This is a genomic window from Bacillus sp. 275 (genome assembly GCF_001999205.1).
GTDB classification, from domain to species: Bacteria; Bacillota; Bacilli; order Bacillales; family Bacillaceae; genus Bacillus; species Bacillus velezensis.
In genome coordinates this window covers 2,092,984-2,112,459 of sequence record NZ_CP019626.1, presented here as the reverse complement: position 1 = coordinate 2,112,459, position 19,476 = coordinate 2,092,984, and the positions used below count along the sequence as shown (strand labels likewise).

General features: G+C 46.4%; 17 protein-coding genes and 4 tRNA genes. 1 reads left to right on the top strand and 20 read right to left on the bottom strand.

What is annotated here, in order from left to right:
* Positions 1–11: 11 nt before the first annotated feature.
* The 19 genes from BZ167_RS10130 to dnaB form a co-directional block, all read right to left on the bottom strand.
* A complete protein-coding gene (locus BZ167_RS10130; protein ID WP_033574288.1) occupies positions 12–1,637 on the bottom strand; it encodes an ABC-F family ATP-binding cassette domain-containing protein in 1,626 nt (541 codons plus the stop codon).
* Positions 1,638–1,664: 27 nt separating this feature from the next.
* Complete coding sequence (locus BZ167_RS10125) at positions 1,665–2,855, bottom strand: MFS transporter (RefSeq protein WP_014306161.1); 1,191 nt, start codon at positions 2,853–2,855, stop codon at positions 1,665–1,667.
* An 18-nt stretch (positions 2,856–2,873) separates the two neighbouring features.
* The gene (locus BZ167_RS10120) at positions 2,874–4,196 is read right to left on the bottom strand and encodes a periplasmic substrate-binding domain-containing protein (RefSeq protein ID WP_033574287.1); all 1,323 of its coding nucleotides are present in this window, start codon (positions 4,194–4,196) and stop codon (positions 2,874–2,876) included.
* Positions 4,193–5,200: a ThiF family adenylyltransferase gene (locus BZ167_RS10115; RefSeq protein WP_033574286.1), complete on the bottom strand. Its 1,008-nt coding sequence runs from the start codon at positions 5,198–5,200 to the stop codon at positions 4,193–4,195. The genes BZ167_RS10120 and BZ167_RS10115 overlap by 4 nt, the downstream gene beginning before the upstream one ends.
* 231 nt (positions 5,201–5,431) lie before the next feature.
* Positions 5,432–6,850, bottom strand: coding sequence for a sensor histidine kinase (locus BZ167_RS10110; RefSeq protein WP_033574285.1), 1,419 nt, complete (start codon positions 6,848–6,850; stop codon positions 5,432–5,434).
* A complete protein-coding gene (locus BZ167_RS10105; RefSeq protein ID WP_033574284.1) occupies positions 6,847–7,056 on the bottom strand; it encodes a winged helix-turn-helix domain-containing protein in 210 nt (69 codons plus the stop codon). The genes BZ167_RS10110 and BZ167_RS10105 overlap by 4 nt, the downstream gene beginning before the upstream one ends.
* Positions 7,057–7,545: 489 nt before the next feature.
* Positions 7,546–8,742 (bottom strand): S1C family serine protease, encoded by a 1,197-nt coding sequence (locus BZ167_RS10100; protein WP_007614967.1) that lies wholly within the window; start codon positions 8,740–8,742, stop codon positions 7,546–7,548.
* 86 nt (positions 8,743–8,828) lie between these two features.
* Complete coding sequence (locus tag BZ167_RS10095) at positions 8,829–9,623, bottom strand: MBL fold metallo-hydrolase (protein WP_015418612.1); 795 nt, start codon at positions 9,621–9,623, stop codon at positions 8,829–8,831.
* A gap of 14 nt (positions 9,624–9,637) precedes the next feature.
* A complete protein-coding gene (locus BZ167_RS10090; protein WP_031379196.1) occupies positions 9,638–10,477 on the bottom strand; it encodes a two-component system regulatory protein YycI in 840 nt (279 codons plus the stop codon).
* Positions 10,464–11,822: a WalRK two-component regulatory system regulator WalH gene (yycH, locus tag BZ167_RS10085; RefSeq protein ID WP_015418614.1), complete on the bottom strand. Its 1,359-nt coding sequence runs from the start codon at positions 11,820–11,822 to the stop codon at positions 10,464–10,466. Before yycH ends, BZ167_RS10090 begins: the two co-directional genes overlap by 14 nt.
* Complete coding sequence (walK, locus tag BZ167_RS10080) at positions 11,812–13,647, bottom strand: cell wall metabolism sensor histidine kinase WalK (protein WP_004393106.1); 1,836 nt, start codon at positions 13,645–13,647, stop codon at positions 11,812–11,814. The genes yycH and walK overlap by 11 nt, the downstream gene beginning before the upstream one ends.
* 6 nt (positions 13,648–13,653) lie before the next feature.
* Complete coding sequence (gene walR / locus BZ167_RS10075) at positions 13,654–14,361, bottom strand: cell wall metabolism DNA-binding response regulator WalR (RefSeq protein WP_004393104.1); 708 nt, start codon at positions 14,359–14,361, stop codon at positions 13,654–13,656.
* A 337-nt stretch (positions 14,362–14,698) separates the two neighbouring features.
* Positions 14,699–14,771: transfer RNA gene (locus BZ167_RS10065), tRNA-Phe, on the bottom strand.
* A 36-nt stretch (positions 14,772–14,807) separates the two neighbouring features.
* Positions 14,808–14,884, bottom strand: a tRNA-Asp gene (locus BZ167_RS10060).
* Positions 14,885–14,968: 84 nt separating this feature from the next.
* Positions 14,969–15,040, bottom strand: a tRNA-Glu gene (locus tag BZ167_RS10055).
* An 8-nt stretch (positions 15,041–15,048) separates the two neighbouring features.
* Positions 15,049–15,124: transfer RNA gene (locus BZ167_RS10050), tRNA-Lys, on the bottom strand.
* A gap of 202 nt (positions 15,125–15,326) precedes the next feature.
* Positions 15,327–16,619, bottom strand: a complete 1,293-nt coding sequence (gene purA, locus BZ167_RS10045) for an adenylosuccinate synthase (protein WP_012118894.1) — start codon at positions 16,617–16,619, stop codon at positions 15,327–15,329.
* 238 nt (positions 16,620–16,857) lie between these two features.
* Entirely contained in the window at positions 16,858–17,271 is a 414-nt protein-coding gene (locus tag BZ167_RS10040) for a VOC family protein (protein WP_033574283.1), read from the bottom strand.
* 117 nt (positions 17,272–17,388) lie between these two features.
* Positions 17,389–18,753 carry a replicative DNA helicase gene (dnaB, locus tag BZ167_RS10035; RefSeq protein WP_004393100.1) on the bottom strand — a complete coding sequence of 455 codons (1,365 nt, stop codon included), beginning with the start codon at positions 18,751–18,753 and terminating at the stop codon, positions 17,389–17,391.
* A gap of 170 nt (positions 18,754–18,923) precedes the next feature.
* On the opposite strand from dnaB, the gene BZ167_RS10025 reads away from it, so the two are divergent.
* The gene (locus tag BZ167_RS10025) at positions 18,924–19,121 is read left to right on the top strand and encodes a DUF2188 domain-containing protein (protein ID WP_015418616.1); all 198 of its coding nucleotides are present in this window, start codon (positions 18,924–18,926) and stop codon (positions 19,119–19,121) included.
* Positions 19,122–19,151: 30 nt separating this feature from the next.
* On the opposite strand, the gene BZ167_RS10020 is transcribed toward BZ167_RS10025, so the two are convergent.
* Positions 19,152–19,361, bottom strand: coding sequence for a hypothetical protein (locus tag BZ167_RS10020; RefSeq protein ID WP_015418617.1), 210 nt, complete (start codon positions 19,359–19,361; stop codon positions 19,152–19,154).
* Between the last annotated feature and the right edge of the window lie 115 nt (positions 19,362–19,476).

Below are 19,476 nucleotides of genomic sequence, written 5' to 3'. Positions count from 1 at the left end.
CCATTCCCCTTTTATTCGGCAATCTGCCGTTTTTTTTGTTTGGCGTAACTGTATGGACCTGAAAAGATAGTGACGTTTTGATTCTCAAGCCAGAAAATCTTGTTGAACTTCTCCAGCAGGTTTCTGTCGTGAGAAACGCAGATGATGGTGCCTTGAAACTGCATCAGGCTGTTTTCGAGAATTTCCTGAGATTCAATATCCAAGTGGTTGGTCGGCTCATCCAGGATCAGGACATTCAGCTTTTTTTCCATTAAGATGGACAGCTTCAGCCTGATTCTCTCACCGCCCGACAGGACGGAAAGTTTTTTAAAGACCGACGACCCGTAAAATCCGTACTTGGCCAGCATATTCCGGGCCATGCCCTCTTCAGTCAGCAGATTTTCTTTAAAAAATTGCAGAATCGTCTGACTCGAATCTCCTACATGGCTCTTTTGATCAATGTAGCCTATTTTAAGATTTTCTCCCACTTTAATGGTGCCGTCCGACAGTTCTCTTTCCCCGATGATACAGCGGATCAGCGTTGTTTTGCCGACGCCGTTTCTGCCGACGATGCCGATTCTGTCTTTATGCTTTATGCGCAGATTCACATTTTGATATAAAAGGGAAGATCCGTTGGTCACCTTTCCGTTTTCAATGAACACAATATCTTTTGAACCGGCGCCCGCTTCCTGAAATGCGTTTTTTAATTTTTGCTCCGTCCGGACCGGCTTATTGATCAGCTCGATCCTTTTCAGCGCCTTTTCCATATTATTCGCGCGTCTGTGCAGGCCGACAGACGGCGGATTTGAGCGGTTGGCCCAATCTCTCAGCTGGGCGATGGATTCCTTCATCTTCTGTATTTTTCTCTGCTGTTCTTCATATTTCTCAAACTGGGCGATGATGAATTCTTCCCGCTTTTTCAAGTATTCGCTGAATCCGTAAGGCCAAATCTTCACCTCGGTATCGTCAATCTCGAGCACCTTCATCGCCGTTTGGTCGGCAAACGTTTTATCGTGGGTCGTAAACAGAATGGTTTTGTTCGATTTTTTAATAAACCCTTCAAGCCACTCAATCGCATGGACATCCAAATGGTTGGTCGGCTCGTCCAGCAGTATAACGTCGTCGTTGCGGATTAAAATTTCGGCAAGGCCGGCTTTTGTTTTTTCGCCGCCGCTCAGCTTTGAAAACGGCTGATCCTTTAATTCGCTGAGGCTGAGCCCGTTGCATACCTCGTCAATCATTGCATGCATCTGGTAGCCGTTGTTCCGCTCAAATGTTTCCGTGTATTGACTGTACTTTTCCAATAAAGCAGTCAGCTCGTCATCACTCATCGGTTCCGAAAGCTTCAGCTCAATGGCCTTCATTTCATTCTGGATCGCCGCGAGAGCTTCAAACGATTTTTCCAGATATTGATACAACGTCAGATCCTCATTGGGATCAGCGATCTGCTTCAGCAAACCGACCTTCGCCCCTTTGTTGATCGCAATCGTTCCTTCATCTGCCTCAAGCTCTCCGGAAAGCACCCTGAACAGCGTGCTTTTGCCGGAACCGTTCGGCCCGGCCACAAGCACTTTTTCGCCTTCATTGATGAAAAAAGAAACTTCTTTGAAAATGGTATCTCCCGCTAAATTTACCGTAAGATTATGAATATTCAGCAACTCACATCATCCCTTTGTCATTCTGGTTCAAAGCTCGACTTTATTCTGGATGGCGACGCTCGCTTTCAGTTTGTAAAAGCTGAGCATCATAAACAGCGACAATAAGATGGATAATACCCCGATTGCGGTCAGCAGCAAAGCTGAATCAAAATAGTCCGTTAAGAATCCGATAAACGGAAAGGCAATGAACATGAAGAGTGAGGTCATCAAACTGATAATGGACAGCAGCGTGGCTCTCGTTCTGGACGGAATTTCATTATTCACCACCTGACTGGATACGGGTTCTATCACATCATAGAGCGCGTTAATGACGACAAAAGCTGCAATCGTCACGTACAGACTGCCCGAAGGTATAAACAGGTAGGCCGCCCCGATGATGCAGAATGTCAGCAGAAGCACGCGCCTCGGCGTGAATTTTTCCGCCGGCTTGGAAGAAAAGATGGAGCACAGCGCCTGCAAGATGGACAGTCCCGCAAAAATAATGGATATATTGCGCACGGACAGCCCTTCCTGACTTAACAGATCTTGTCCGTACATATAAAAAACCGATGTAATCGCAAAGAAAACGGAGAGTGACAGCACCAGATATTTAAAGGCTTTGTTCAGCCTGAAGAAATCTTTGACTTCTTTTAAGATGTCACCGACCGTCTGCGTTTCGTGTTCACTGTTTTCAAATTTGATTTCCGTCAGCTGTGTAATGACCGCCATTGCAATCAGCTGAGTGACAATCCCGGCGATAAACACATACGACCATGATATTTCCTGCAAGTAGCCGCCGATGCCCATGGCGATCGCAAGACCGAGTATGACAAGTCCGTTATAATTTCCGATGGATTTGCCGTACCATTTTTCTTTCCCTTGTTCTTTCAGTGAATCAAACAAAAAGGCATGATCCGTTCCTGATATAAACGTCAGCCCGATACCGTATATAATATGGGCGATGAAGAGGGCGATGAAGTTATGGAAGCTCAGGAACATCACCAAATAGACAATGACCATAAAATGGCCGAGCAAGAGCGATTTTTTTCTCCCGATTCTGTCCGAGATGACGCCGCTCGGCACTTCCGCCAGAAACATCGCCAAATTCAGGACCGATTGCAGGATGCCCACTAGAAACAATGAATAATTCATGCTTGTTAAATATAAAATCCAAATTCCCCGTTCGAAAAAGAAGTTTCCGAAAAAACCGGAGAAGTAAAGCAAATTTCGATTCCGCAAATGAATACCCCTTTCCAGCTATCTGCATTTAACATCATGAACAGAAAGGAGCCCGTCAGTCTTTACACTAAAACCCTCTATACATGGATCTTGCAGATACAGACTTTTCCCAAAACAAATTGGGCAATAATGAGTTGTATTCTCGAATAACCCAAAAAGTTCCTTCTTTTTTTCAGATCCTACGGCATCAATGATCGTTTTTTTCTTCCCTGGATCGCTGATGTCGCGGATGAAATATTTGATATAGCTCAGCTCATGCATGTAAGCCGGCAGGAACAAATGGAGCTCAATATCAAACCGGCTTTTATCCATATGGTAATAATCATTGAAATGACTGACGCGGGAGACGGACACGTCCGCTCCGGCCCGTCGAAACAAATCAGCCAGCCTTTCAATGATCTCTCCGTTGGGATAATAATCGGCATAAACGATTCGGATCGGTTCTTCTCTTGTCAAAAGGGGCGGATCTTTCTGCGGTGTCCTCCCGCTTTCCCATATACCGATCAGTGAATCAGTCGGTGTGATGATATGCCCCAAATCCCCGGCCAGCTCTTTTTTATCAAAATAATGCTGAATGAAAGTTCTCAGCATGTCGTCCTTTACCTTGAAGGTAAATAACATCGGCAAATGATTTTCTTTAAAATCAGCATACTGCCGATACCTCATGTTTGAATGATGAAATTGGGTGTGGCAGGTCACGTCCGTTTGATTCGCTTCGTACAGCCCGATGCTTTTTTCCAGATCATCATTCAAAATAAATTGGATGGTCTGAACCGTGCGGTGATCCGCGGGCGTCATTTTATATTGCGGATTCCGCTCAAATTCCAGCCCCTTCTCAAACGTGCGCTTGAATCGGTACGGGCCGTTTTCCGGCACATCGCCCCCGGAGGTCCCAGGAATCAGAAAGCTGCTCTGCAAAACGGCTTCTATTTCATCAGACGGCTCGTCCAAGGTGACTTCAAAGCGTTTTTCGCCTGTTACGTTCACCCCGAGCTGATCGGAAGAGACGAGGCCTTTTACATACGGAACGGCCTGTTTTATGTTCAGGAAACTGCCGAGATGGGGGCTTTGATTTTCTTTCGTCAGATGATAGATGATCGTTTGAACCACACCCTCGGCGTCGCCTAAATAGTCCGGGTGAATGTCCACCTGACAGGTGCGGGGATCTTTGCGGATGATCTGGCAGTTATAGCCGTCCTGCAGACTTTCATACATAATGCTGCACATCATCTTGCTTGTGTAATCCTGCGTATCTAATGGGTTCAAGCGTATCGGGCTTGTGTCGATTTCTATTTTCAGAGGGTCGCCCGGTTTTCTCGCCGTACGATGCATCGTCTTCATAAAACGCTTTCCTTTTGAGAAAGTTTCGTTTCTGTAATATGAAGGCCGTCAAAGTCCAGGCCGATGCGGGTATTCAGGGATTTCGGGCTTCCGCCTGCAAGGTATGTGATAATGTCATGAGACATAAACGAGGATATAATACCGTTTGTCGCTCCTAAGGAACCTTTGATCGGTTCATCGGGGTAACAGTTCAGAAGTCCGGCCGGCATGTTTTTTTCATAGGTGACGCCGGATTGATAGGATTCAGGCGTGAGCAGAGGCCCCCATTGGCCGCTGAAGCTGCCGACACCCCCGGTCATAAATGCAATATTCCGCTCCTTACAATACCGGTAAACCCATTCAGAAATGTTATGGGGTTTGTCAGCGGCATTTATGACGATATCAATTTCGTACGGATCTAACACACGCAGGTCCTGCGGCTGTGTAATTTCCTGATGGTAAAGTGCTGCGTCCGCATGGGGATTGATACCCGCAATATAATCTCTGCATTCTGAGATCTTTAATTTGCCTACAGAAGATTGATTATAGACGAATTGTCTGTTCAGGTTATGTACTGATACGGCATCGAAATCAATGAGAATAAAATGCTGCATGCCCGCCGCCAAAAGATTTTGAAGAATGATCGTTCCGACGCCCCCCAGACCCACGATCGCTGCCCTGCTGCCGTCTAATCTCTTTTGGATCAGATTGGGGTTTTGGTTGTATTTCTCAAAATGGTACAGCTGCTTTTCAGTGATGCGGCCTTCACGGCCGTTTTGCCATGGCTCTATTAAAGCATCCAATTTCATTAATGCATCGAAAAAATGGTTTCCCGCTTCCTCTCCCAGAAGATCAGAGAGCTCTTGTTTTTCACAGCCGATGATCAGCCGTTCAACCGCCTCTTTGATCTCACTCGTATGCGCAAGCTTAATCGCCTTTCGATTTTGAATGATAATATGCGCCGTGTAGGTCAGCACCTGCACGCTGTCTTTAAACTTCCAGCGCTTACAGTCCGTTGACATCATGACATACCCCCTGAAAGATAATAACTCCCCAATGAGGGGAGTCACGGCTTTACTAGCAGCGATGCACCAAGCTTGCTGTTTCTGTATCAAGATCAAGTTCTTCAATCTTCATCAGTACACACCCCCTTTACCAATAACTAGATATTATCACCAATATTGGAAAAGGACAAGTTATTTTTTGAAAATTTAGAATTTACATATAAATTGTGATATTTCTTCCTGCTTCCCGGTTTATCCCGGCAGCCGGATGATGAACACGGAGCCTTTTCCCTGCTCACTTTTCACTTCAATTGTTCCGTTGTGACTGTCGATAATGGTTTTTGTAATGGCAAGACCCAGCCCCGCGCCGCCGGATTGACGGGATGGGGAGGTTTCCGCCCTGTAAAACCGGTCAAACAAATGAGGCACATGCTCCGGAGCGATTCCCGTTCCGTTATCCGCAATCATAAGCATGATTCCTCCGTCTTTCTGCAGGGAGACGGTGATGACACCCGTGTCTTCATCCGTATGCTGCACCGCATTGTAAAAGAGATTGAGAATGACCTGCTTCATTTTGTCTTTGTCAAAAACGGCTTCTATCTTTTGATCGACAAAGAACTCGAGCTTCCGGTTTCTCGCGAGCAGCTTCAGCTGAGCCTCCATTTCCAAAATGACGTCTCCCAATGCGCCTTTTTTCATTTCAAAGCTCGGCACCCGGTCAATCTTCGCGAGAAACAAAAGATCCTCTATCAGCTTATTCGCCCTGACGGATTCCGCGTACATGCTTTGGAGCGCTTTTTCTTTCTGCTCCGGCTTTTCCGCCGCTCCGCGCATTAACATTTCGATACAGCCGTGAATGGAGGTAAGCGGCGTTCTCAGCTCATGTGATGCGTCTGATACAAACTGCCGGATTCGTTCCTTCTCTTCTTTTTCCGCCTGAAAAGAGGTTTCAATCCGTTCCAGCATCTGATTGATGGAGATGCCCAGCGACTCAATTTCTGCCTGCCTTTTATCAATCGGCAGCCGTTTATCGAGACTGCCGGCATGAATGTCACCCATCATACGCACAATGCGGGACAGCGGCTTGAGTGTGAGCCGGATCACCGGCAAGAAAACAAACAGGCCGATGACCAAAGCCGCAAAGGAAAGCACCGCGAAAATGCTGATCTGGCGGAAAAGCGAATCATTCAGAGGCTGGGTCAGCGTGCTCATCTGTACAACTCCCGCCTGCCTTCCGTCAACGGAAATCGCCTGAAACACGACGATGATTTCCTCACCCGCCTTATTGTGAGCCACCTGATAGTGAAGCGCCATGGTATCTGTCAGCGCATCCCGGTACACGTTTTTCGGGAAAGAAGGAGCGGCCCCCGCGTTCGGGTCTTCTGATAAAACAGACATCTTGTATGATTGATTGATAAAAGCAACCGTTACCCCGGGGTAAATCAAATTCGGATGAGCCGGTGTTTCGGAACGGGCAAGGGTTTTGATTGACCTCCATACGCTTTGATCCATTGAATTGATATCACTCTGAATGCTGATCGCCTGATTTTCATACATCGTCCGTGTCATAAACATGTACTGAGTGCCGCCGATGAAACATAACAGCAAGGCCAAAATCGCCAGTGACCTGAACAGGAGCTGGAACCGCAGGGTTCTGTACAGCCGTTTCATTCCAGATTCATCCTGTACCCGGCGCCCCGAACCGTGCGAATCACCTTGTGTTCTTTATCCTTCAGCTTTTCGCGCAAATAACGGGTGTACACCTCGACGATATTGCCTTCCCCGAGGATCGTTCCGTAATGAAGCCCCATCGTTAAAGAATCAATGAGCGCAGACTCACCGTCTGCACTCAGCTTGATGCCTTTCAACTTTTCCATGATGCAGTCTCTCCTTAGATGTATCAGCCTGTGTTTATTTTTTTCGCTTCCCCTTCTATTATTCGCTTTTATCTGAAACAAAACGGAATCTAAGCTGAATTGGTGAAAGGAAACGCTGAAAACGGAGCCATCTGCAAATAAAAATCATTATCTACGCTTCAATTCAGCAGCACCAGTTCTAGGTTCACGTCTCCTTTTTCTACATATACCCATTTTTAACTGAACGTGTTGTGACCCGCGTTCAGTTCTTTTTTATGGCTTCTGAAAAAAGGCATAAAAAAAGCGCCCTGAAAAAGGACGTTTAATATGACATGTTTCATGTTCTTAAATTCTGCATTCTAAAATAATTCTTCCTTCACATTCACCTTCAATTTCATTCAATACGATGATCACATCAGCCGTTTTCATGTGTTTCACCTCCCGTTTTCACAATAGTATAATATTAACAAATAAATCAATAAAAAACAGCCCGGATGTCCGGGCTGTTTTTTATTTCTGTAATCGATCCGCTTCTGTCAGTTTGACTTCCGCTGTTTTTTTCTTTCCCGAACGGTAGAACGTGATGTTCACACGGTCGCCGATCTTTTTGCGATACAGGCGCTCACGGAGATCAACAACGTCATTGACCTTATGTCCGTCGAACCCGGTAATCACGTCGAGCTTTTTCAAACCCGCTTTTCCGGCCGGTGAAAACGCGTCGACACCCATAATGACCGCCCCGGTTTTAACGCCTTTCGGAAGTTTCAGCGTCTGGCTCCAATGGTAGCTCGCAATATCCGTTAAGGATTTCATCTCAATACCGAGGAAAGGCCGTCGGACTTCTCCGTATTTTTCTAAATCCTGAATAACGGGAATGACAAGCTTTGACGGGATGGACAGGCCGATGCCTTCAACGGCGGATTCAGCGATCTTCATTGAGTTGATGCCGACCACCTTGCCCGATATATCCATCAAAGCGCCGCCGCTGTTGCCGGGGTTAATCGCGGCATCGGTCTGCAGCACTTCCGCATTCCAATCCGGCTGTCCGTCGCCGTTTGAGTCAACGGGCACCGCCCTTTCCGTGCCTGAAATGATCCCCTGTGTCACTGATCCCGCAAATTCAAGCCCGAGCGGATTTCCGATCGCAATGACCGGTTCTCCGACTTTGACCTGATCAGAATTGCCAAACTGGGCGGCCGATTTGATTTTATCAGACTTCACCTTCAGCACGGCGAGATCCATCAAACGGTCGCTCCCGATCAGCTCAGCAGGCACGCGTGAGCCATCCTTCAGGCTGATCTCAATCTCAGTCGCACCTTCAATGACATGGTGATTGGTTACGATATAGGAAGTGTTTCCGTTCTTTTTGTAAATGACGCCCGACCCGCTTCCCGCTTCGCCGCCCTCTCCCCAAATATCGGTCTTTTGGATATTGAGAACGCCGACTACCGAATCTGATACACGGCTGACCATATTCGTGACAGCGTCATTGACATTTACGTTGACTGTTTTCACCTGTTCGCTGCCGAGACGCTGGCTGGTGCTTTTGCTGCTTTCTCCATGGTCTCCGCCTGTCCAGTACGGCAGCAGGAAAGCCATGAGCGCGGCCCCGACGATGACGCCGATCAGACTTGATAGAAAGTACCCTCTCTTGCTGCGGCGGGGCTGTTCGGAGGCGTACTGTTCATCATCGCGATTATAATCCACCCTATCTCAAATCCTTTCAAGAGTACTTGATTTGCTTATAGTGTGGGTCAGATCGCGGATTAATAATCATGATTCATTTGGAAAAATTACACGGCGCACAGCGGCGTCGGGATTTTCGGATCGGTATCAAATAACTGAAACGTTTCCCCGGCGACAAATCCTTTCGCAGCCAATGTCTGCTGCACGGACATTCTCGCCAGTTCCTTCATATTGTTGTCTTGGCTCAGATGCGCCAAATAGATGCGCGATGTGCCGTCGCCGATGACATCAGTCATGGCGAGCGCCGCATCTTCATTCGAGACGTGGCCGACATCGCTTAAAATCCGCCGCTTAATGCTCCATGGGTATCTGCCCATTTGCAGCATGCCGACATCATGGTTGCTTTCAAACACAAACACATTGGCCGAACGGATAATGCCTTTCATTCTGTCGCTCACATACCCGGTGTCCGTCATCAGCGCGAGCTTTCTGCCTTGGTAGTGGAAAACATAAAACATCGGCTCGGCCGCGTCATGGGAGACGCCGAATGACTCAACATCAAGCCCGCCGAAGGATTTTACGCTTTCCATCGGGAACAAAAACTTTTGTCCGGTATCCAGCTTGCCGATCTGATTCTCCATCGCTTTCCACGTCTTTTCATTGGCGTAGACGGGAAGTCCGTACTTTCTCGCAATGACGCCGAGCCCTTTAATATGGTCGCTGTGCTCGTGAGTGACAAAGATGCCGTCGACGTCGTCTATCTTGCGGCCGATTTTCTCCATCAGCCCGTCCATCGCTTTACCGCTCAGGCCGGCATCCACCAGAAAAGAGTGCTCATCTGTCTCCAGATAAAACGCGTTTCCGGTACTCCCGCTCGCAAGCACGCTAAATTGCAAGCCCATTGTGTCTCACTCCATTATTTATTTTGATTGTTATCAATGACTGTGCTTTCCAATGCATTCACAGTGTACGTTTGCTGTGTCTTTTTCTTCGTCCCTTTTGACTTATCTTCAATTGTAATTCTCCATACCGGCGCCAGCACCTGCGTACTTGTCAGCGGATATTGGGCAATATAGCCGAACTTAACGCTTTTAACGGCGCAATTCGCTTTTAAGTAATTTTGAGAATACAATAATTCGACCGCATCAAGCTCAGGAATCAGGCTCTCCGTCTGGATTCGCTTGAATGACTCCAGCATGGTCTGCTCGTAAGATACGACCTCGTTTTTATCGTTCAGATGCAGAATCACCTGTCCGATCGCATCCGTGGACGAGTCAAAATCCTGATAAATAAACTGGCCGTCATACATCTGGTAAAAAGTGATCTGTTTTTTATCCTTGTCGACTTTCCACAGTTTATATTTTTCACCGCCGGTTATTTTAGAGCTGACGAGCGATTCCGCATCCTCCTGCGGTTTTTGCTTCGATAAACCGACCGGATTGGTAAATTTCATTTTCAGTGTGGTAACCTTGTGATCATCCGCCGGCATCTCCATTAAAGGCTTTTGATCTTTCAAAGCATCAATATCTTCGGCGGTAAATACCTTTTGGCCCGCCGTCAGCCGGTAGCCCGTCGCGGAATCAGAAGACAGGTTGCCGAAAGTGATATGATCCATCTCCATGTCTTTTTCCACATTTGAATTTTTAATCACTTCGTATTCACTGCTCGAGCGTTTTTCAAAAAACTGATAGCCGAGAAAAATATCGAGGATGAGGAAGGCAATGATGAAGATCGTTTTTGTCTTATTCCACTCCATTATCGTCCTCCTCCTTCCCCAGCAGATCTTTCGTAATCGGGACGATCTTCCCGTTGATTTTCATGCTCCAGACGGGTTCCAGTTCAACGAGATCATTCGTTGATGAAGAGACCATTTGATAGGACAGGAAGATCTGGTCGATTTTATTCACGTCGTATTTATCCTGCTGCTCCAGCAGAGACACAACCTCATTGCCGTTCATCATTTTTACGTCTTTTGTTTTAATCGGATTCGGCCCGAGAACATAGTTCGGCCGCTTGTAGCTGAGAACCTCGTCATTGGCCCATTGCAGGGTCAAAACAGGTCCGGATCCGAAAGGCTTAGACGTGCTGTTGATCACAGGCATTTGGTCTTTAAACATGTAGAAACTCAGCTGCTGGTTATCACTCACATTGAAAAATTGATAATGATCCGTCCAGCTTCCCGTATCCTCTAAATATTTATAGCTTTTCTTAATCAGCTCCCCTGTTTGATAAGAAGCGCTTTGTGCTAGGTTCCGATGCTGGAATTGAATCTGCCGCTGTGTCGAATTGATTTCCAGACGGCTGATTCCGTCAGTCAGCACATTCCGATTGTAATTCGGGTCTTCTCTGACCGTGCTCGGATCATTAAAAAGCGTCTGCTTAAACAGGTTCGTCTTAATGGTTTCAGTGATAAATTCTTTTTCCTTCATATTAAACCGCGCATTCGGCATGAGAAATTCTTTGCTTTTTCCGACCGAATAGAGGTGGTATAACGGCATACTCGACTTTTTGCTGTACAGCTCATTCATCAGATTGCGGTAATTCGCCGATTCCACAGTCACTTCCAAAATCAGCTGCTTGCTGTATGAGACCATGTAAATCTTTTTATTTGTCTTATTCTCATTAAACGGAATGACAATATGGTCAAATGAGCTGTATTCCATTGACGGATTCGACCATTTAAACATCGTTTGGAAAAAATCAATCGGAATGGTGTCATTGAATTGCAGATCGAGCTTTGCCGAATTGCCGTTTCTGCCGTAAAGCCAATTTTTAAAACCGAGCTTGTCGTATTGATCGGAAATATCCTTCATCCCTTTTACTTCCCATTGTGGCAAATCCGCCCATAGGTCATTAAAGAGCGTCTCATCATCCACTTTGTAATGAGAGCCGTTTGTATGAATAAACATATCCCGGGGTTTTACCGTTTGCGACACTTTTTGGCTCGTTTTATCAATTTTATGCTTTTCCCGGACAGTCGATTTGGTTGAGGCCGTGCCTTCTGAAAAATTGGGCTGGAATGTCCAAATTCCCCATGTTAAAACAAGACTAATGACGACCAGCACTGACAGTATGACTGTTTTTATATTTTCACGCCTCATCCCAATCATCCTCTTGCTCTTCTTTATATGGAAGAGTAAATGTAATCTTCGTTCCTTTTCCTTCTACACTGTCGGCCCAAATGTCTCCGCCGTGCGCCTGAACCATCTCTTTTGCAATCGCAAGGCCGAGTCCGGTGCCGCCGAGTTTTCTCGTGCGCGCTTTATCCACTCTGTAGAAACGGTCAAAAACTTTTTCCACATCTTTTTTCGGAATGCCGATACCTTCATCTTTTACGCTGATATAAAGCAGCTCTTCTTTCTCATTCACATCGACTGAGAAAGTGACATGTCCGCCTTCCGGTGAGTATTTCAGTGCGTTAGAAATGATATTATCGAGAACCTGCGTCACTTTATCCTGATCAATCTCCACGTACAGATTTCTGTCCGGAAGCTCGCGGATAAATTCGACATGCTGTTCTTTCGTCATTTCAAAACGATCGATAATCAGTGACATAAAGCGGATCATATGAATCCACTCTCGATTAAACTGATAATCTTTGCTGTCGAATTTAGAAAGCTGAAGCAGGTCGTTCACCAATCTGATCATGCGCTCAGTCTCATTTTGGGTCACCATTAGGAAACGCGGAGCGATATCTTTGTTTTCCCACGCGCCTTCCGCAAGCGCCTCTAAATAGCTTCGCATGGTCGTCAGCGGTGTCCTCAGCTCATGAGACACGTTGGCAACGAACTCTCTGCGTTCCCGATCGAGTTTTTCCTGTTCGGTGACATCATAAAGAACCGCGATTAAACCGTCGATTTTTCCGTGCTCTCTCTGAATAACGGAAAAATTCACCCGCAGTACAGTCGTTTCATCGTCACGTTCGATCTCCAGCAGCATTGAATCCTGCTGTTCTACTAAATCCTCAAATGTAAAGTTCTCTTTTATGCCTAATAAAGACGTAATCGGCATCTCTAAAGCCGTTTCACGTGAAACATTCAGCAGCTCAAGCGCAGGGCTGTTTAAAAGAATAATAGCTCCATTGCGATTCGTTGCGATGACGCCGTCCGTCATATACGCGATAACGGAAGAAAGCTTTCTTCTCTCCCCTTCCGTCATGGCTTGGGCATCTTCAAGCTCTCTCGTCAGATGGTTGAACGTCGTTGCGAGCTGACCGATTTCATCATGCCCGTATTTCCGCACCTTTCTGGAGAAATTCCCTTTTGCCAGTTCCATCGCCTGCTTACGCATATCTGACAGCGGATGGGTAATGGTGCGGGCGAGAAATATACCGAGAAGAGCCGTCAGAACAAGGGCTAAGCCTGTTCCTGAAGCAAGAATCGAGTTGACGGTTTTCATCTGGTTAAAGGTATCTTCCATACTGGCCACGACATATATCGCGCCGACAACTTCCTGATTCTCTGTGACGACAGGTTTTGCTGAAATCAGCACTCTGTTTTTACTTTTAGGATCATAATATTTTTTTGAATAGGCCTGTTTTGTTGAGAAAATCCGTTTAAAAATCGGGTCAGTCGTCTGTTTCCCCGCTATTTCCTCGCCATAAGGCCTCGAAGAACCGACGACCTCATAGCTTTTATCAACAAATGTAATTTCCCGTATTTCATTATTCTTCGTAAAATCATTCAAAATCCGTTTGACGTCATCTTTAATGACGGTGCTGTCATTATCTCCTTTATATTCCTGCTCAATATAATAGGATAGATTGTCAATCCGCTGATTTAACGATAATTCATAGGACTTGAGAAGAGAATTCTCCACCTGTTTCACAAAGTACACACCGATAATCTGCATGGCGATGATAATGAGAAGCACATAGATCAGCGTGATCTTAAACTGAATCGACCGAAAAAAACCAACCTTATTCATCGCCGGTTAGTCCTGTTCAGGGTTTCTCAAGTAATAACCGACACCCCGTCTTGTGACGATCCAGTTCGGATGGCTCGGATTATCCTCGATTTTCTCACGGAGACGGCGCACTGTTACATCCACCGTTCTCACATCACCGAAATAGTCATAGCCCCACACAGTCTGCAGCAGATGCTCACGCGTCATAACCTGTCCGATATGTTTGGCTAAGTAATGAAGCAATTCAAACTCACGATGAGTCAGCTCGATCGTTTCTTCTCTTTTTGATACGACATAAGCGTCAGGGAAGATGACGAGAGAACCGATATGAATGTCATTAGAAGCTGATTCTTCCTCAGCCGGCGCAACCGTAAGCTGGCGGCGCAGGTTCGCTTTGACGCGGGCCAGAAGCTCACGCGTGCTGAAAGGCTTCGTGACATAGTCATCCGCTCCGATTTCAAGCCCGATGACCTTGTCAATCTCCGAGTCTTTTGCCGTCAGCATAATAATCGGCATATCATATTTTTTCCGGACTTCCCGGCACACTTCAACTCCGTCTTTATTCGGAAGCATAATATCTAAAAGAATTAAATCAGGCTGAAGCTCCTCCACCATTTCCACGGCTTCGTTTCCGTCGTACGCACAATGCACGTCATAGCCTTCTTTTCTTAAGTTAAACTCTAATATATCTGCAATCGGTTTTTCATCATCGACTACAAGGATTTTCTTATCCATCATCTTGATTTTCCTCCTGCCAGAATGACTTCATTTCATCTATTGATGTTTCATGATGATCACAATTCGGATCGTGAAAAACGTTCCCCGTCTATTATAACGGTTTCAGGTCAAAAGATAAAAAAATTAAAGAGAACAGCGCAAAAACGTATTGAACTGCCATCCTTTTGTCATGTTTTTTATTTTCTTTTAAAAAATAATATTTTTTTGAAACCTCACGAAAAAAAACGCCGTCTAGTGTTTGACGTCTTCTTCTGGGCCGGCTGAAAAGCCGGCTCTCCCTTTTTTTATAACAAAAGAAAAAACGCACCTACTATTGCAGATGCGTTTGGGTAAGTGGCTCGGGACGGAATCGAACCGCCGACACACGGATTTTCAGTCCGTTGCTCTACCAACTGAGCTACCGAGCCAGATGTTTCTTTTCTATACTATAAAGTAAAGTAAAATGGCGGTCCGGACGGGACTCGAACCCGCGACCTCCTGCGTGACAGGCAGGCATTCTAACCAACTGAACTACCGGACCTTACAGTAATTTGTCCGGAGAGCCGTATCGTGGCGGCCCTCCGAGGACAAATAAGGAGTTAGCAATAACGCTAAAGTAAATCAATGACCCGTACGGGATTCGAACCCGTGTTACCGCCGTGAAAGGGCGGTGTCTTAACCGCTTGACCAACGGGCCATAAAAAGTGGTGAGCCATGAAGGACTCGAACCTTCGACCCTCTGATTAAAAGTCAGATGCTCTACCAACTGAGCTAATGGCTCCTGATGTGTCGGATTATGTATCATAGAGCATTCAGACAAAAGCTTTCTTGCAGTACTCTATTGAAGCTGTTCCGTAACAACGAGATTTATAATATCATAGAACATTCGAAAGTGGCAACTACTTTTTTGAAAAAAATCTATTATTTTTTTCCTACATAAAAAAACAAGCCTCCGTGACCGGAGGCTTGTTTGCTGCAAATTCTTAGTTAGCGCGGTATACACTGCGGATGACGTTCGTTTGGGAACGGTCGGGACCGACAGAGAAAATAGAAAGCGGAATACCTGTCAGCTGAGACACGCGTTCCAGATAATGGCGCGCATTTTCAGGAAGATCGCTTAATGTTTTTGCACCTGTGATATCTTCCGTCCAGCCAGGCATTTCTTCATATACCGGTTCACACTCTGCGAGAGCTTTCAGACTTGCCGGGAATTCTTCAATCACTTCACCTTTGTAGCGGTAAGCGACACAGATTTTCAATGTTTCAATGCCAGTCAGCACATCGATTGAGTTCAGAGAAAGATCTGTGATTCCGCTGACGCGGCGGGCGTGGCGGACAACAACGCTGTCAAACCAGCCGACACGGCGCGGACGGCCTGTCGTTGTGCCGTATTCGCGTCCGACTTCACGGATTTGATCCCCGATTTCATCTTTCAGCTCAGTCGGGAAAGGGCCGTCACCGACACGGGTTGTGTACGCTTTAGATACACCGACGACGTGCTGGATTTTTGTCGGGCCTACGCCTGAACCGATCGTCACCCCTCCGGCGACCGGGTTGGATGAAGTGACAAACGGGTATGTCCCTTGGTCAATATCAAGCATAACCCCTTGAGCGCCTTCAAATAAAACGCGGCGGCCTTCATCCAGCGCGTCATTTAAGACGACGGATGTATCGCATACATACTTTTTAATCTGCTGGCCGTATTCATAATACTCATCCAGAATATCTTCAATTTTGAAGCCTTCCGTTTCATACATTTTTTCAAGCAGACGGTTTTTCTCTTCAAGGTTCCGTTCAAGCTTTTCTGCAAACACGTCACGATCTAACAGGTCTGCGATCCGGATGCCGATCCGCGCCGCTTTGTCCATATAAGCAGGTCCGATGCCTTTTTTCGTTGTGCCGATCTTATTGGCCCCTTTGCGTTCTTCCTCTACTTCATCCAGTTTCAGATGGTATGGAAGAATGACGTGGGCTCTGTTGCTGATTCTCAAGTTATCCGTGCTCACATTGCGTTCATGAAGATACGCAAGCTCCGTTATGAGCGCTTTCGGATCAACAACCATTCCGTTCCCGATGACACACGCTTTTTCTTTATAAAAAATTCCTGATGGGATTAAATGAAGCTTGTACGTGACGCCATCAAACTTGATGGTATGTCCTGCATTGTTTCCGCCTTGATAACGTGCGATCACTTCTGCATTTTCTGATAGGAAATCTGTAATTTTACCTTTTCCTTCATCGCCCCACTGCGTACCTACTACGACTACTGAAGACATATATCCGTGCACCTCCGTTAACCTTTCAAAACGATATCTCATTCAAACAAATTAAGTGTATCAGTGCCGAAACAGAAAGTCAATCGTAAATCCGAACGTTTAAATCTTATTAATATATATTTGTTCGCCTTAAACATAATTAAAAGCGTTTTCTCTTTCATTTGCTATCTATCACTCCCGAAACTTTCATGCTTTAATAAGAAAAAGAACCCGTAATCAGGGTTCTTCAAACAGTCATTTATATGCCGCTTGTATTCATCAGGACGACCCGCCAGCCGTCAGGATCTTCGATGGTCACGCCTTTTTCTTTCCAGTACGGGTTTTCGGGTGCTTTCTCCTCATATCCCATCTGCTTTAATTTCGTGCTGATGCGAATGACCTCCTGCTGATCCTGGATGTAAAAGACAAGCAGGCTGTCGCCGTGCGGAACGGGCGCCGGCTGAGACGCGCCGGTTTCTTCGGTGAATTCTAAGTGATATTGCGTATGGGGCAGGCCGAACATGACGCCGCTGTAGCCCTCATGTCCGGAAAAACTGCCGACCCTCTTCAGCCCGAGGCCCTCTTCATAAAACCTGATGATTTCCTTAAGCTGTCCGGTCGGCCGGGCAATCCGGATTTGCGCCGCTTGAAATTGCGGAAATTCAATTGCCATCATCATCCCTCCCTTAATTCCATTATATAAAAGCGCTTTCCTTTTTTCGTCTGCCGAACGGACGGCATTCTCTCATTCTTTCGGATGAAAAAAAGCCTCAAGACATTGCTTGAGGCTTTACGCACCTGCCGGAACACCGCCGTCATCAAAGCGCCTTTCCAGGTTTACGAACTTATTGTATTCTTTCACAAAAGCCAGTGAGACGGTGCCCACCGGGCCGTTACGCTGTTTGGCGATAATGATTTCGATGATGTTTTTGTTTTCGGATTCTTTATCATAGTAATCATCACGATACAGGAAGGCGACGATGTCGGCATCCTGCTCAATACTTCCCGACTCACGGATATCTGACATCATCGGACGTTTATCCTGCCGCTGCTCAACACCCCGGGAGAGCTGAGACAGGGCGATGACCGGGACTTCAAGCTCCCGCGCCAGCGCTTTTAGCGCCCGTGAAATTTCCGATACCTCTTGCTGGCGGTTGTCGCTTGAACGGCCGCTTCCTTGAATGAGCTGCAAGTAGTCAATTAAAATCATGCCCAATCCGTTTTCCTGCTTCAGCCTGCGGCATTTTGAACGGATTTCGCTGACGCGGATGCCGGGGGTGTCATCTATAAAGATACCGCTGTTAGACAGGCTTCCCATCGCCATCGTCAGCTTGCCCCAATCTTCTTCCGTCAGATTACCCGTTCTGAGATTTTGGGCGTTAATATTCCCTTCAGCGCAGAGCATACGCATGACAAGCTGCTCGGCACCCATCTCAAGACTGAATATCGCGACGCTCTCATCCGTTTTGGTGGCTACGTTTTGCGCAATATTTAAGGCGAATGCCGTTTTCCCCACAGACGGACGGGCCGCGACAATGATCAAATCATTCCGCTGAAACCCCGCCGTCATCCGGTCAAGCTCAATAAAACCAGTCGGAATCCCGGTAATATCGCCTTTCCGGTTGTGAAGCTGCTCAATGTTGTCGTATGTTTGCACAAGCACGTCTTTAATATTTTGGAAGGCGCCCGAATTTTTTCGCTGCGCGACCTCCATAATCGTTTTTTCCGCATCGCTTAATAAATCTTCAACTTCATCCTCGCGCGTATACCCGTCTTGAGCGATTGAGGTCGCCGTTCTGATTAAACGGCGGAGAATCGATTTTTCCTCAACGATTTTCGCGTAATATTCTATATTAGCCGCTGTCGGAACGGAATTCGCGATGTCCGTCAGGTAAGAGACGCCTCCCACCTCTTCTAACAAATCGGTATTCGCAAGCTCTGACGTTACCGTGACCAAATCAACCGGTTCACCGCGGTCTCCGAGCACGAGCATGGCATTGTAAATTTTTTGATGTGACATTCTGTAGAAATCATCCGGAATCAACACTTCAGAAGCCAGTGTTAACGCAGACGGCTGTAAAAAAACAGCACCTAACACGGCCTGCTCAGCTTCTATGTTTTGCGGCGGCAGCCGATCATTCAGAAGGTCTGTCATGCTAAGCACCGTCCTCTCCTTAAAAAATATCCAAACTCCATTTTACCATTTCTCAAGAAAAAGAATAGAAAAACATCATTTTCCCTGTATTTGTCAAACAGCGGCTGCGTGTTTCACCATTCCGAATGCTGGGAAACAAATAAATAAATCGAAACCAGGAGGTAAGAAGGATGAAAACATATGCAGTAACACCCAATGTTGATGCGGACGGATGGTTTGTGAAGGTTGAAAATGTGGCGCCGACGGCTCTTTATACATCAAAGGACGCGGCGATCGAGAAAGCGGAGCAGACGGCTAAAGAGAACAGCCCGTCTAAGCTTGTCATTTATGATCAGCATAAAAACATTGAAGAAGAACGATCCTTTTAAGAAAAGCCTTCGCCCGAGCGAGGGCTTTTCTTATTCGATGAAACGGATGTGCAGCACCGTCTGCGCCATGAGATCGGCCGTTTTTTGATACAGCTCCCATTCTTCACAGGCGGCGAATACTTTCATCATGTCCTGCAATGTCTGTTTCAGTATGATAAATTCGTCAATTGTCCGCAGTTCTGCGGCTTTTTTCTGATAATCAGCCAGCTTCAGCTGTAATAACATCAATGGCGATTGCATAAAAAACCTCCCCCATTCTGTTATAAAGCCCCGCTTTTCAAACCTCCATTCCTTTGTCATATCCTCTTACGTTAGATTTCTGATTTTAGTACAATAAAGAAACGGAAGGAGTGAT